Here is a 13,520-nt window from a genome sequence, read left to right as displayed (position 1 = left end):
AACCAGCGACGCGACACCAAGGTATACGCGAATTGCCTTGAATAACCATTGGATGAACCATTTATATTGACAACAACTTTGAGCGCAACGTCGCATGAAAGCCAACGATCAACTTGCGCCGGGCCCGATGCTGCCGGTCGTGACGCCGCATGGAGCGAAGAGTGGGTTTCGCTGGGTCATCCTGCTGGTCGTGTGGTCGGCGTTTACGGTGAGTTGCGTCGACCGCTTCGCGTGGTCTAGCATCGCGGCGCCCGTCGGCCGCGCGCTGGGTTTCGAGCTTGCACTCCTCGGCTCGCTGACCACCGCGTTCTACGTCGGCTATACCGTGTCGTGTCCGATCGGCGGGATCATGGCGGACAAGTTCGGCAGCCGCGCGACGCTTGCAATATCGATGATTCCGCTTGGAGCGCTCACGTTCTGCTTCAGTTTCGTTCATACGTTCTGGGCGGCCATTGCGCTGCACCTGCTGATGGGTTTCGCAGCCGGCGCGGAATATGGCGCCACTATCAAGATATTGACGGTCTGGTTCGGCAAGGACAAGGGCAGGGCATTCGGGATCTGGGCAACGGGGACGTCGGTATCGGTCGTGCTGGCGAACGCCATCGTGCCCCGGTTCGCCGTTGCTTACGGCTGGCAGGCCGCGTACCAGATGCTCGGCGTCGCGACGCTCGTGTTCACCGTGGCTTGCGTCGCCGTCGTCCGGGATGCGCCGTTCGGACTGGCCGTGCCGCGCGTTAGCACCGCGCAGGTCGTCGCGCTTTTGAAAAACCGCAACATCGTTTTCGTCGCACTCGGCGGTGCGGGCGCGCTCTATGGCACGCTCGGTTTCGTCGCATGGGCGAGCGCGTTGCTGACCGTCTCGCATGGCTTGTCGCCGGTGGCGGCGGGGTCGGTGCTGATGGGATTCGGCGTCGGCGCGTTCATTTCGAAGCCGCTTTTCGGCTGGCTCTACGACGCCCTGCATCGCTATGCGCGGCTCGTCGCGGTGGTAGACCTGGCGCTCTTCATCCTGCTGCTCGCGGCATTCGGCAACTGTTCGTCGACACCCGGTTACTTTCTGATCGCGCCGTTTCTCGGGGCCGCTGCATACGGTTACACGCCTTTGCTGATCGGGCTTTACACGCAAGCGTCGGGGCCGGGGCTGGCGGGCGCGGCCGCGGGCTTCGTCAACACGATCTGGTCGGTGGGAAGCTTCGTTTCTCCGATGGTCGCGGGCTATGTGTTCGCGCACGGACGGTCACTCGACCTGACGCTCGGCGTGATCGCCGTCGGGCCGTTGGCCGGCGTCGTGTTCCTGTGTTGCGTCCGGCAGTCGCCGGACGCGAAGGCGTCCTAGCGCGCGGAATGGCTCACTGAGCGGGAAAGCACCGCGAGGCGCCCGGATAGCCGCTCGACCGGAGCCGTATCGAGCGTCATGACTGCGTCGATCACGTCGCTCGCTCCCTTCGCATCGAGCCCCGCCATCACGTTGAACTTGGCGGTCAGTTGCGCATCCGTCAGGCGCGTCGAGTCGGCCCACGGATCACCGAGCGAATAGTCTGCGGTCGCGCTGAAAACCTGCCCTCGTGCGTGAACGTCGACGCCGCCCGGCACGCCGCGCCACTGGCCGCCGGTCATCCATTCCGCGATGTTCGACGATGTCGGCTCCGCCACCACGGTGACGCGCTCACGAAACGCCGCGATGCGCGCATCGTTCATCGTTGCCGGCTCGTACCATAGCGGCCCGGCCGGCACGTCGTGCGCGACCGCGGCGAGCGCGTGAGCATGGCTGAACTCTGCGCTCAGCATGTCGCGCGGCTGCTGCTCGCGAAAAATCGGCGTCAGTGCGAACGGATTGGCCCGCACGACCACGCGATCGATCTCCTCCGTCCTCAGCTCGTGCTGCTCGCGCAAGCGCGTGAAAGCCGTCAACGGATGATGGATCCACCGGCAGCACGGCCAGGGCTTGTAGGTCGTGTTGAGGATTTGCCAGTCGGCGCTGAGACCGGCGATCAGTGCGTCGTCGTCGTGGGTGGGCGAGCCGTAGAACTTCCAGAACGCATTCGGCCCGTCGAGGATGTCGAGAAAGCCCGTGCTGCCGAGCTTCGCCAGCAGCGCCGACGAAACACCGATTTGCGCGCACCAGCCGGCATCGGCGTACTTGTACATCGGCTGCTCGACGGATTCCGCCCACTTGCGCAAGGTCGGTTGCGGCGAGTTGCTGCCGCCGATGCCGAACGCATGATTGGCCTGCCGCGCGTCGAGCTTCGCGATGCTCGCCGACGCGCCGATCGCGGCCCACGTAATCGTCGCGGCCGGGCCGCCCAGTTCGTTCCACCCGATCACTCGACCGTTTTCGATCTGCATCGGCGCGCCCATCCAGCTACCGATCCGCGCGCCGAGATCGAAGCCGACCGCGATCGCGGTCAGCAAGTCGCGGCCGCTGCTGCCGTCGCGTTCGGCGAGCGCGAGCGCGGAGAAGACCGTGGCGTTGCCGAAGTGCGTCGAGGTCGGAAACGTGTCGTCCGCATCGAGGACGTTGGCGAGCCGCGCGTTCGCGTAGGCGGCGGCCGTCGCCGAGCTGCGCTCTGTCATGCCGAGGACGGTCGCGTCGGGCCTGCCGCCCAGGATGCCGACATAATCGAGCGCGATCCGCCCGCTTTCGGTGCCGACCGCGCCGAGCGCGCAGCCGATCGTGTCGAGCAGGAGCCGCTTGCATTCGGCCACCACCGGCGGCGGAAGGTCTTCGAAACGCATGCCGGTCGCGAAATCGGCGAGTGTTTGCGTGAGGCTGGTCATGCGGTCCTCATGGATGGGTGAGGCGGGGTTCCGAAAGCGCGAGCGTCTCTTCATCGACGAACTGCGAATCGACTTCCTCCAGCTCGGCAAGAGCCGTCGCCTCGCCTTTCAAAAGAGACCGGCTGGCCGCGATCAGGAAGAAGACAGAGATGGGCAGCACGCCGAGCGCGCAAAGAATCGCCATGCGCAAATCGCCGGTGGCGTCGCTGATGAGGCCGACGCAGTAAGGCCCGAGACCCAGGCCGAAGATGTTCGGCCCCAGCGAAAATGCCGCGAACGCCGTCCCGCGCAGACGCGGAATCACCAGATCCTGCGTGGTCGCCTGGAGCGGGCCGAACCACATCGGTACGAAGAACGTCGCGACCGCGTAGGCGCCGTAGAACACCGCGACGCTATGCGTCAGATACTGGACCACGCTCGCGGCGGTGAAGATCGTGGCGGTGCAGCAGACGAAATAGAGCCGGCCGAGCGGATGCCTGCGCTTCGCGTAGTCGCACAGATAACCGCTCACGGTGATGCCGAGTCCGCCCGCGATGATCGCGATGATGCCGAGCCGCAGGCCTGCTTCGGCGGTCAGGCCGAGGCTGCGGCTCGCATAGACGAACACGAAACCGTTCACCGCGTTCATTGCGAACGCGAGGAAGGCGCCCGCGACGGTGACCGCCGCGAAGGTACGGGAGCCGGTAATCAGGCGATGGGCGGAAGGATCGCCAAGACGGGTGGCCTGGAACCAGTTCGAACAGACATATACTGCGACGGCTATCGCCAACCACTGAACCAGATTGCTCGTGATCGACAATCCGAACACCGACCCGATCTCGGCCTTATGCTTCGCCGACAAGACGTGGTTCGTGCCCCAGGTCGCGAACACGATGAGCACAATCGCGAACAGCAGGTAGGCGACGTTCTTCACATACTCGCGACGCGGCGCGCCCGCCGCTCGCAGATGCAGCCAGCTCCACGGCGGCACCATCGCGCCGAGATCGCGCATCGCATGGGCGAACGGATGCGGGTCTTTCTTTGGCGCCACCGCGTCGAGGCGCCCTCGCACCGGTTCCTTGATGGTGAGGAGCACAACCAGCGCGAACACGAGCCCGGGCACACCGACCCCGATGAACGATGCCTGCCAGCCCGTCAGGCCGAACGGCGCGGGAACGTTTTTGTACGCATGCTCCCACGCCGAGACGATCGAGCCGCCTACCGCGAGCGATGCGCCCGCGCCGACATACACCCCCACCGAATAGAGCGCGAGCACCGTGCCCCGGCGTGCCCGCTCGAAGTAATCGCCGAGCAGCGAGACGGCGGCCGGCGTCGCGCTCGCTTCACCCACGCCAACGCCGATCCGCGCGACGCCCAGTTGCGTGAAGTTGCGCGACAGGCCCGAGAGCGCGGTCATCAGCGACCAGAACGAGAGGCCGAGCGCGAGCGTTCTTACGCGGCTCCAGCCGTCGGCGAGACGCGCGAGCGGGATACCGAACACGCAGTAGAACAGCGCGAACGAGGTGCCGTACAGCAGGCCTAGTTGCGCATCGGAGATGCCCATGTCCTTCTTCAGATAGGGCGCGAGGATAGTGACGATCTGGCGATCGACGTAACTGAACGCGTAGATCAGCGTCAGGATGAACAGCACGTACCAGCGATACCAGGGGCGTTCAGGCGTCATCTTGATGGTCCTGTGGTCGGAGTGGACGAGGCATGCTTCGGAACCGCGCACGCGGGGCGTTCACTCGCGCAGGACGCACGAGAGGGTACGGATTCGCATCGGATTGTCTCCAGTCAACTTGTAGTTTTAATGCGCCGGTCTTCGTGGTTCCGGCGACTTCACACAGGATATCCGTCAGGCTGCCATGCGCACCAATACGATTTTTCGATGCAGTCAGACGAAGAATATTTGAAGTGCGTCCAGAGGAATATCCTCTGAAAACCTCCGCAAACAGTATTGGTCCTGTTGGGTTCTTGCCCGGTACATTGATTCCAGACTCGCGTTGAACGACACGTCGAGGATGGCGCTTACCAATGAACGAGGACACCGACATGACCACGAGCTTGCATCCCGCGCTGGGTGAAGCATCGCGACACTTTCTTCAGCGAGAGCATCAGCTTCTGATCGACGGCCGCATGGTCGAATCGGACTCCGGGCGCCGGACCGACATCCTCGATCCGGCCACGGGCGAAGTCATCGCGACGGCCGCCGAAGGCTCCGCGACCGACGTCGACCGCGCCGTCGATGCAGCCCGTCGCGCATTCGAAGGTCCGTGGCGCAAGACGACACCGGCCGAGCGCACGCGAACGATGCTGCGCTTCGCCGAGTTGATCGAAGCCAATGCCGAGGAGCTCGCCGACCTCGAATGCATCAACAGCGGCAAGCCGCGTGTGTTCTGCAGAAACGGCGACGTGGCGGGCATTGCCGAGATGCTGCGCTACATGGCAGGCTGGACGTCGAAGATGGGCGGCCAGACGCCGAACGTCTCGCTGCCGGGCGAATGGCATGCCTATACGTTACGCGAGCCGGTGGGCGTGGTCGGCCAGATCATCCCCTGGAATTTTCCGCTCAACATGGCGATGTGGAAGATCGCTCCGGCGCTCGCGACCGGTTGCACCGTCGTGCTCAAGCCGTCCGAGCAGACGCCGCTCACCGCGCTGCGCCTCGGTGAACTCGCGCTCGAGGCGGGGGTTCCGGCGGGCGTGCTCAACATCGTCACGGGATTCGGCAACCCGGTTGGCGCCGCGATCGCCTCGCATCCCGGCGTCGACAAGGTCGCATTCACCGGCTCCGGCGAAACCGGCAGGCGCATCCTGCACGGCGCGAGCGGCAATCTCAAACGGGTGTCGCTCGAACTCGGCGGCAAGTCGCCCGTCATCGTTTTCCCCGACGCGAACCTCGAAGCCGCCGCGGCGGGCGTGTGCTCGTCGATCTTCTTTCACGCCGGCCAGATTTGCGCGGCGGGTTCACGGCTCTACGTGCATGAACGTGCCTACGACCAGGTGCTCGATGCCGTCGCGCGCCGGGCAAACCGCATCCGGATCGGGCACGGCATGGATGCCGGCACCGAGATGGGACCGTTGATTTCGCGCCGCCAACTCGATCGCGTGTTGGGTTTCATCCATAGCGGACAGGAGCAGGGCGCGACGCTTTTCGCCGGCGGCGGCACGACCGGCGAGCGCGGTTTCTTCGTGCAGCCGACCGTGCTGACGGGCGTCAAGCCCGGCATGGCGGTGCATGACGAAGAGATCTTCGGCCCGGTGCTGTGCGCGATGTCCTTCAGCGACGACAACGACCTCGACCGCATCAGCGCAACCGCCAACGCGACCACGTACGGGCTAGCGGCGAGCGTCTGGACGAGCGACGTCGGCATCGCACACAAGATGGCGCGGCGGCTTCAGGCGGGCATCGTCAACGTGAACGCGCTCTCGTCGCCGGATGCGGCGCTGCCGTACGGCGGTTACAAGCAGTCGGGCTGGGGACGCGAGCGCGGCTACGACGCGATCGAGATGTACACCGAGGTCAAGGCAGTGGCCATCAACCTCGACGTTTGAATATTCCCACTGCATTTCCCGGGCAACGGAGACAAACCATGACAGGCAGCATCGATTACCTTGCGAAAGATGGCCGTGCATACATCACTATCAATCGCCCCGAGAAGAAGAACGCGATGACCAACGCGATGCTCGACCAGCTGATGGACGGCTACGATCGCGCCGAGGACGATGACGACGTGCGTGTGATCGTCCTGCAAGGCGCGGGCGACGACTTCACGACGGGGCACGACCTCGCAGAAGTGGGCACGGAATACGGTGAGACCACCTTCGACGACAAGGGCCGTCCACGCAAGCCGAGCCAGCGGGCGCGCCTCCTGCACGACAAGGCTTACCTCGCGCGATTCGAACGTGTCTTCAAGTGCCTCAAGCCGACGCTCTCGCTCGTCAAGGGCTATTGCCTCGGCGGCGGCCTGTATCTGGCGGAGGCATCGGATCTCGTGATCGGCGCCGATACCGCGAAGATGGGTCATCCGGAGCAGAAGCTGGGGCTTTCCGGCGCCGCTTATTTCGCCGCATGGGAAATGATGGCGATGGGTCCGCGCAAGGCGCGCGAACTGCTCCTGATGGCCGATGTGTGGGACGCACAGACTTGCCTCGCCAATGGCCTGCTCAACAAGGTGGTGCCGCTCGCCGCGCTGTCCGACTCGGGCGAAGAGTGGGCCGAGCGCATCGTGCGGCTGCCGCGCGACGGCATTGTCATGGGCAAGGCGGCCACCAACCTCGCGATGGAATCGCTCGGCATATCGGGCCAGTTTTCCTACGGGCACATCCTCCACACGCTCGCGACCAATGTCCGCTACGAAGGCGACGAATACAACTTCATGAAGCAGCGCCGCGACAAGGGCGTGCGCGTGTCGAACCATGAACGCGAGGCGTTCTACGTGAAAAAGGACGAAGCACGAGCACGGCGCTCGCGGGACTGAAGATCCTCGACTTCACTCAGATGATGACCGGACCGTTCGCGACGATGATGCTCGGCGACTCGGGCGCCGACGTCATCAAGGTCGAACAGCCGGAAGGCGATCCGTTTCGCCGCTCAGGTGAAACGACGCTGGGCGGCGACGGCGCATTCTTTCTCGGCGTGAACCGCAACAAGCGCGGCATCGTGCTCGATCTGAAAAGCGAGGAGGGCCGCGCCGCCGCGCTTGCTCTCGCAGCCGAAGCCGACGTGCTGGTCGAGAACTTCCGGCCGGGCCTCACCGAACGCGCGGGACTCGGTTACGACGACCTGCGCAAGATCAATCCGCGGCTCGTCTATTGCTCGATTTCAGGATTCGGTCGCACGGGGCCGGACAGGAACCGCCCCGCGCTCGACATGGTGATCCAGGCCGTCGCGGGCGTGATGCAGGTGACGGGCACGGAGGAATCCGGGCCGCTCAAAACCGGTTTTCCGTTCTCGGACCTCGTAACCGCGCTCATCGCGACGATCGGCATTCTCACTGCGCTGCAGGCGCGCGAACGCACGGGCGAAGGGCAGCGCGTCGATCTTTCGATGCTCGACGCGAGCATCTTCAGCCAGGTCCCGCGCGACGTGTATTTCGATCTCACCGGCAAGACGCCGGTGCGCATGGGCAACCAGCATTGGGACATCGTGCCGAACAACACGTACGCGAGCGCCGACGGCCGGGACATCATGATCATCACGATCAACGACAAGTTCTGGCAGATCCTCTGCGATGCGCTCGGCGCGAGCGAGCTCAAGACCGATCCGCGTTTCGCGACGAAGGATGCGCGCCTCGCGAACCGGGAGGCCGTCGACGCGCGGCTCGCGGAAATCTTCGTCACGCGCGATCTGGCGCACTGGGAGACGGTGTTGTCGTCGGCGGGAGCGATCTACGGCGCGGTCAGGACGTGGCCCGAAGTGTTCAGCGACCCGCACGTCGAGAAGACACTGCTCAAGACGCTCCAGCACGCGAAGGGCGGCGCGTTCAAGGTCATCAACAACCCGCTCCAGTTCTCAGGCACGCCGACGCAGATCACGCGCTCTCCGCCGATGCTCGGAGAACACAACGCAGAAGTGCTGACGGGAAACGGCGCAGCGTGGCCGTCAATGCCGCTCTCACGCTAGATCATCAACATCACATTACGAAGAGGTGAGGCATGACCAGAAAGATCGCAGTCGTCACAGGGTCCAACGGACTCACCGGGCAAGCCATCTGCCGGAACCTGAGTGAGCGCGGCTATACGGTCGTCGGGATGGACGTGGCCGACGCGGGCAAAGGGCAATACGCCTACCGCAAGTGCGACGTGACCGACTACGAGCAGATCAAGTCATCGATCGAATTCATCGATGCGGAATACGGCACGATCCGCGTGCTCGTCAATAACGCCGGCGTGTGGCACGGCAAGTCCTTCTTCGACATCTCGCCGTCGGATTACGACTTCACCTACGGCGTGAACACGCGCGCGCCGTTCTTCCTGAGCCAGGAGGTCGCGAGGCGTCTCGTCAAGGCGGGCGGCGGCGGGGTGATCGTGAACCTGGCGTCGATCGTCGCGACGCTCGGCAGCGGTGTCACCGACTACGGTGGCTCGAAAGCGGCCGTCGTCAACCTGACCAAGAGCCTCGCGAAGCCGCTCGGGCCGCATGGGATTCGCGTAGCCGCCGTATCGCCGGGCACGATCAACACCGCGATGGGCGAAAAGGTGCCGAAGGAAATCCGCGACAAGCTGATCGCCGGCTCGGGCCTGCAGCGCGCCGCCGAACCTGAGGAGATCGCGTCCGTCATCGGGTTTCTGGTCAGCGACGATGCGCGCTATATCACCGGCGCGACGATCGACGTCAACGGCGGCCTCTGACAACCTGTTCCGGGCATCGCTCGCGAGCGCAGATGATGAAGGGAGAAGCAATGTCAGGATGTCCTTATAGCGCGCCGTCGTTTCCGATTGCGCGGCAATGCCCGTTCGTTCCGCCAGAGGAATACCGGGCGTTCCAGCAGCAGCCCGGCCCGGCGCGCATCCGCATGTGGGACGGCACGCACGCCTGGCTTTTCACACGCTACGATGACGTTCGCGCCGTGCTCGGCGACAATCGCTTCAGCGGCAATCCGGGCGTGCCGGGTTTTCCGAGCCTTTCTGCAGCGCGCAACGCGGTGCTCGATCTCGAACCCGCGTTCATCCGCATGGACCCGCCCGAGCATGGACACTTTCGCCGCATGCTGACCAAGGAGTTCATGATCAAGCGCGTCGAGGCGATGCGTCCACGCATCGAAGCGATCTTTGGACGGCTGCTCGACGAACTGGTGAGAAGGGGGCCACCGGCGAACCTCGTCGAAGACCTGTTTCTGCCGTTCACCTCCGAGGTGATCGCCGGCATACTCGATGTGCCGCGCGAGGATCACGGCTTTTTCCAGGAGCAAAGCCGGCTCAAGGTACTGCTCGATGCCGATCCGGCGATTCCCAAGGCCGCGTCCGAACGCATGTTGAGCTATCTCGACACGCTCATCACCGCGCGCGAGAAAGACGCGCAAGACCGGGACGATCTATTGAGCCGGCTGATCGTCGAGCAGGTGCGGCCGGGCAACCTGTCGCATCGCGAACTTGTCGTCATGGCGGAACTGCTGTTGATGGCCGGTCACGAAACGACCGCGAACCAGATGGCGCTCGGCGTGTACAGTTTCCTCACCAACCCCGACCAGCTCGCGCTGCTGCGCGCCGATCCTTCGTTATTGCGCGGTGCAGTCGAGGAAATGCTGCGCTTTCACACGATCGTGCATTACAACGCGTTTCGCGTCGCGCTTGAGGATGTCGAGGTCTCCGGGCATACGATTCGCAAGGGGGAGGGCGTCGTTGCGCTGATATCCGGCGCGAATCACGACGAGACCGCGTTCGAAAATCCGGAGCGATTCGACATCACGCGCAAGGCCGGACATCACGTTGCGTTCAGTTACGGGAATCACCAGTGCCTTGGGCAACCGCTCGCGCGGCTCGAATTGCAGACTGTCTTCGGTTCGCTGTTCGAACGGATTCCGACGCTGAGGTTCGCGATTGCGCAGGAGGCGATCGAGGGGAAGGGCGATCACTTCGTGCAGGGTTTGCAGACACTGCCCGTTACGTGGTGACGACGGCTACAGCCGCTTCGGCGCAGCGTTGCCGCGCGTTGTGCAGGAACAGGTCGGGATGCTGCGCGATCAGCGTCGCGGCATTCGCGCGGGCCGCCTCTCGCCAGACGCCGAGCAGAGGCGGCACGCGGTCCTTGTGCCAGGCGAGCGACAGCGAGACGCCCGGTGCCTCGGCATCGAGCGGCCTGTAGCTGATGCCGAGCGGCTTCATCAGTTGCATGATCGCGGGCACCACGGCGACTCCCATTCCAGCCGCCACGAGGCACGCCGACGTGTGCATGTCGTACGCCTCGCGCACGATGGTGGGCTTGCGGCTTTCGTCCTCGAAGATATCGAGCACGCGGTCGCCGTAGCCGCGTTCGGTCGCCGTGCCACGCGCGACCGCGATCAGCGGCCACGTCGCCAGTTCGCCGAGAGTGACCGGGCCGGGCACGTCGTATTCGCTGTCCGTGGGGACGGCGACCACGAGCAGTTCGCGATAGAGCAACTCGGTGACGATGTTGTGATCGTAGATATGTCCGCGCACGAGCCCGACTTCGATCGCGCCTTCTTTCAGGCCGGCGATCTGCTGCGCGATGGTCATTTCCTGGAGGCTCACATCGGAGTTTGGCGCGAGGGCCTTGAAAAGACGCAGCGTATTGGGCAGGAAGCAATAGATCGCCGTGTAGATCGCACCGACCATCAAGTGCATCCGTGCGCCGCGTCCCGACGCACGCACCGCGGCGATCGCCGCCGATGCCGTGTTCAGCACGCGCTGCGCATGTTCCACGAGGATCTCGCCAGCGGGCGTGAGCATGACCTTGCGCTTCTCGCGCGTAAAAAGCGGCGTGCCGAGCTCCTCTTCGAGCGAGATGATTTGCGCGCTCAGCGCAGGCTGCGCGATGTTCACGCGTTCGGATGCGCGCGTGAAGTTCAGTTCGGCGGCCACTGCCAGGAAGTATTGAAGCTGGCGAATGTTCATGTCCACATTCCTTGTCCGGATTCGCGCGGCTCGCATTCAGGCGGTGGCGCCGCTCCGTTTGAATATTCGGCGACGAGCGCGGCCTCCGCGGCCCCGTGGACGGGATCGACCATGTAGAGCGCGAGGCCGACGTAGCGGGCGATACGCGTCAATTGCGCCATGCCGCCCCGGCATATGGAAGCCGGTTCGAGCCAGCCCGTGTGGTTGCTCTTTCTCATCGCGTCCCCCTTTGCCGGTTTGCCTGCATGCGCTGTACGCACCGCACGCACCGGCGCTATGCCGCAAGCTTTAATGCACGCCGCGCCAGGCGAGCGTGCCCGCATCGATGCTGAAAATGCTGCCGGTCGAGAACGAAGCTTCGTCGGATGCGAGGAAGCACACGAGCCGCGCGACTTCCTCCGGCAAGCCCAGCCGCCTGATGAGGTGTGTGCCCCACAAGCGTTTTTGCGCGTGGTCGCCGTCGGCCGCGTGCTGCACGCTGTGCTTCAGCATCGGCGTATCGATCGCACCGGGCGCGTACGCGTTGCAGCGGATTCCCGCGCTCGCGAGATCGACGGCGGTCGCCTTCGTCAGCATCACGACGCCGCCCTTGCTCGTCGCATAGGACGGCAGCCCCGGATACGCGACGCTGCTCGCCACCGATGCTCCATTGACGATCGCAGGACCGCGCGTCGAGCGCCGCAGATGAGGCGCGGCGAATTTATTCGCGAGCCACATCGCCTTGAGGTTGATGTTCATGACCCTGTCCCAGATTTCCTCGGGAAGGTCTTCGACCGTCGGGGCGCGGCCGGTGAGGCCGTCGTCGGTGACGCCGGCGTTGTTCACCAGCACGTCTATGCCGCCCGCGCGTCGCGCGGTCTCGTCGATCATGTGGCGAATCGAGTCCGTGACCGAGAGGTCGGTCCGGATGAAGAGGGCCTTCGCGCCGGCGGCTTCGACTTCGGCGGCGGCGGCCTGGCCTTCGTCCTGCTGGATGTCGGCGATCGTGACCCACGCCGCGCCCTGCCTTGCGGCCTCGACGGCGATCGCACGGCCCATGCCCTGGGCGGCTCCGGTCACGATGACGAGCCTGTCTTTGAGTTTGCTCAAGTTTGTCTCCATCGTTCTTCACGGGCCTCTGTCGGGCCGCTAGATGAGACGGTATAGAAATGCCGAAAGATGATCCATAATCGATCATCTCTAAAAAATTACGGATCGTCTCAAGTGGATGTTCTGAACGATATCGTCAGATTGATGAGACCGCAGGCGGTCCTCTGGAAGACCGTCGACGCACAGGGGCGATGGGGCATGACCGTGCCGCATCGCGACGCGCCGCGGTTTTGCCTCGTCGTCACCGGGCACTGCTGGTTCCTGCCGGAGGCCGGGCCCGCGCTGCTCATGCAGCAAGGCGACTATTTGCTGCTGGCCGCCAAGCCGCGCTATTGCCTTGCGAGCGATCCCGAGGTCGGCCCGCATCTGGCTGCACTTGCCAACACATCGCGCGAAGGCGACTATGTCCGCTGGAACGATGGCGGCGTGGGCGAGCCGACGCGGCTCGTCGGTGGTTACTTCCAGGTCGAAACGGAGCATGTGGCGCTGCTCTCGGGCCTCTTGCCCGAACTGATCTTCATCCGCTCGTCGGACGAAGAAGCGGGGCGCCTCACTCGCGTACTCGAACTGATCGGCGAGGAGGCGCTGGGCGAGCGGCCCGGCCGCAATCTCGTGATGAGCCGGCTCGTGGAAGTGATGCTCGTGGAAGTGCTGCGGCGTCCGGTGCGGCACTTGGAAGGGCAACGCACGGGATGGCTGAGCGGCATGGCCGATCCGCCCATCGCGACGGCGCTGCAAAAGATGCACGCGGACGTCGCGCGGCACTGGACCGTTGCTTCGCTCGCGAAGCAGGTCGGCATGTCGCGTGCCGTGTTCGCGCGCAGGTTCGCCGAACGCGTGGGTGTCGCGCCCGCAACGTATCTTTCGAACTGGCGGATCGCGCTTGCGAAAGATGCCCTCCTCAACAGCGAGCAATCGATCAGCGATATCGCGCTGTCCATCGGCTACCTCTCCGATAGCGCTTTCAGCACCGCGTTCAGCAGGATCGTCGGGCGCGCGCCGGCATCGTACCGGAGAGCAGGGCGCGGAGACGGCGACGCCGCGCCGGTCTGACGGACGCTCGAAGCATCCATAAGCGGATCTGCTCGAACCAT

The 13,520-nt window shown here is 64.5% G+C and carries 12 protein-coding genes; 7 read left to right on the top strand and 5 right to left on the bottom strand.

Annotated features, from left to right (window positions below; all coding sequences use genetic code 11):
• The first annotated feature begins 94 nt into the window (after positions 1-94).
• Positions 95-1,336, top strand: a complete 1,242-nt coding sequence (locus AWB65_RS15865) for an MFS transporter (protein WP_087668062.1) — start codon at positions 95-97, stop codon at positions 1,334-1,336.
• Here the strand turns inward: AWB65_RS15865 and AWB65_RS15860 are convergent.
• Both AWB65_RS15860 and AWB65_RS15855 read right to left on the bottom strand, forming a co-directional pair.
• Positions 1,333-2,778 carry an MmgE/PrpD family protein gene (locus AWB65_RS15860; protein WP_087668061.1) on the bottom strand — a complete coding sequence of 482 codons (1,446 nt, stop codon included), beginning with the start codon at positions 2,776-2,778 and terminating at the stop codon, positions 1,333-1,335. The two genes, AWB65_RS15865 and AWB65_RS15860, sit on opposite strands and share 4 nt — an antisense overlap.
• Before the next feature lie 7 nt (positions 2,779-2,785).
• Entirely contained in the window at positions 2,786-4,441 is a 1,656-nt protein-coding gene (locus AWB65_RS15855) for a spinster family MFS transporter (RefSeq protein WP_087668060.1), read from the bottom strand.
• Positions 4,442-4,812: 371 nt separating this feature from the next.
• On the opposite strand from AWB65_RS15855, the gene AWB65_RS15850 reads away from it, so the two are divergent.
• Genes AWB65_RS15850 through AWB65_RS15830 form a run of 5 tightly spaced genes read left to right on the top strand, consistent with a single transcriptional unit; the run spans position 4,813 to position 10,376 of the window.
• Complete coding sequence (locus AWB65_RS15850) at positions 4,813-6,315, top strand: aldehyde dehydrogenase family protein (RefSeq protein ID WP_087668145.1); 1,503 nt, start codon at positions 4,813-4,815, stop codon at positions 6,313-6,315.
• A gap of 38 nt (positions 6,316-6,353) precedes the next feature.
• Complete coding sequence (locus AWB65_RS15845; protein ID WP_087668059.1) at positions 6,354-7,241, top strand: enoyl-CoA hydratase/isomerase family protein; 888 nt, start codon at positions 6,354-6,356, stop codon at positions 7,239-7,241.
• 20 nt (positions 7,242-7,261) lie between these two features.
• Positions 7,262-8,386, top strand: coding sequence for a CaiB/BaiF CoA transferase family protein (locus tag AWB65_RS15840; RefSeq protein ID WP_087668058.1), 1,125 nt, complete (start codon positions 7,262-7,264; stop codon positions 8,384-8,386).
• A gap of 32 nt (positions 8,387-8,418) precedes the next feature.
• Positions 8,419-9,114, top strand: a complete 696-nt coding sequence (locus AWB65_RS15835; RefSeq protein WP_087668057.1) for an SDR family NAD(P)-dependent oxidoreductase — start codon at positions 8,419-8,421, stop codon at positions 9,112-9,114.
• A 50-nt stretch (positions 9,115-9,164) separates the two neighbouring features.
• Positions 9,165-10,376, top strand: a complete 1,212-nt coding sequence (locus AWB65_RS15830) for a cytochrome P450 (protein ID WP_087668144.1) — start codon at positions 9,165-9,167, stop codon at positions 10,374-10,376.
• Here the strand turns inward: AWB65_RS15830 and AWB65_RS15825 are convergent.
• The 3 genes from AWB65_RS15825 to AWB65_RS15820 form a co-directional block, all read right to left on the bottom strand.
• Positions 10,366-11,337, bottom strand: coding sequence for a LysR substrate-binding domain-containing protein (locus tag AWB65_RS15825; RefSeq protein WP_087668056.1), 972 nt, complete (start codon positions 11,335-11,337; stop codon positions 10,366-10,368). The genes AWB65_RS15830 and AWB65_RS15825 overlap by 11 nt on opposite strands.
• The gene (locus AWB65_RS35615) at positions 11,334-11,555 is read right to left on the bottom strand and encodes a hypothetical protein (RefSeq protein WP_125474141.1); all 222 of its coding nucleotides are present in this window, start codon (positions 11,553-11,555) and stop codon (positions 11,334-11,336) included. Before AWB65_RS35615 ends, AWB65_RS15825 begins: the two co-directional genes overlap by 4 nt.
• 70 nt (positions 11,556-11,625) lie before the next feature.
• Entirely contained in the window at positions 11,626-12,426 is an 801-nt protein-coding gene (locus AWB65_RS15820) for an SDR family NAD(P)-dependent oxidoreductase (RefSeq protein WP_235007636.1), read from the bottom strand.
• Positions 12,427-12,495: 69 nt separating this feature from the next.
• Here AWB65_RS15820 and AWB65_RS15815 point away from each other — a divergent pair, with 69 nt between their 5' ends.
• Positions 12,496-13,479 (top strand): AraC family transcriptional regulator, encoded by a 984-nt coding sequence (locus AWB65_RS15815; protein WP_087668054.1) that lies wholly within the window; start codon positions 12,496-12,498, stop codon positions 13,477-13,479.
• Positions 13,480-13,520 lie beyond the last annotated feature (41 nt).

Source organism: Caballeronia humi (assembly GCF_001544475.1).
Classification (GTDB): domain Bacteria; phylum Pseudomonadota; class Gammaproteobacteria; order Burkholderiales; family Burkholderiaceae; genus Caballeronia; species Caballeronia humi.
This window is presented reverse-complemented; position numbering and strand designations above follow the sequence as displayed.

Excerpts from the sequence above, each read along its gene's own strand:
- AWB65_RS15865 (WP_087668062.1), top strand. The coding sequence starts at position 95 with ATGAAAGCCAACGATCAACTTGCGCCGGGCCCGATGCTGCCGGTCGTG.
- AWB65_RS15860 (WP_087668061.1), bottom strand. The coding sequence starts at position 2,778 with ATGACCAGCCTCACGCAAACACTCGCCGATTTCGCGACCGGCATGCGT.
- AWB65_RS15855 (WP_087668060.1), bottom strand. The coding sequence starts at position 4,441 with ATGACGCCTGAACGCCCCTGGTATCGCTGGTACGTGCTGTTCATCCTG.
- AWB65_RS15850 (WP_087668145.1), top strand. The coding sequence starts at position 4,813 with ATGACCACGAGCTTGCATCCCGCGCTGGGTGAAGCATCGCGACACTTT.
- AWB65_RS15845 (WP_087668059.1), top strand. The coding sequence starts at position 6,354 with ATGACAGGCAGCATCGATTACCTTGCGAAAGATGGCCGTGCATACATC.
- AWB65_RS15840 (WP_087668058.1), top strand. The coding sequence starts at position 7,262 with ATGATGACCGGACCGTTCGCGACGATGATGCTCGGCGACTCGGGCGCC.
- AWB65_RS15835 (WP_087668057.1), top strand. The coding sequence starts at position 8,419 with ATGACCAGAAAGATCGCAGTCGTCACAGGGTCCAACGGACTCACCGGG.
- AWB65_RS15830 (WP_087668144.1), top strand. The coding sequence starts at position 9,165 with ATGTCAGGATGTCCTTATAGCGCGCCGTCGTTTCCGATTGCGCGGCAA.
- AWB65_RS15825 (WP_087668056.1), bottom strand. The coding sequence starts at position 11,337 with ATGAACATTCGCCAGCTTCAATACTTCCTGGCAGTGGCCGCCGAACTG.
- AWB65_RS35615 (WP_125474141.1), bottom strand. The coding sequence starts at position 11,555 with ATGAGAAAGAGCAACCACACGGGCTGGCTCGAACCGGCTTCCATATGC.
- AWB65_RS15815 (WP_087668054.1), top strand. The coding sequence starts at position 12,496 with ATGATCCATAATCGATCATCTCTAAAAAATTACGGATCGTCTCAAGTG.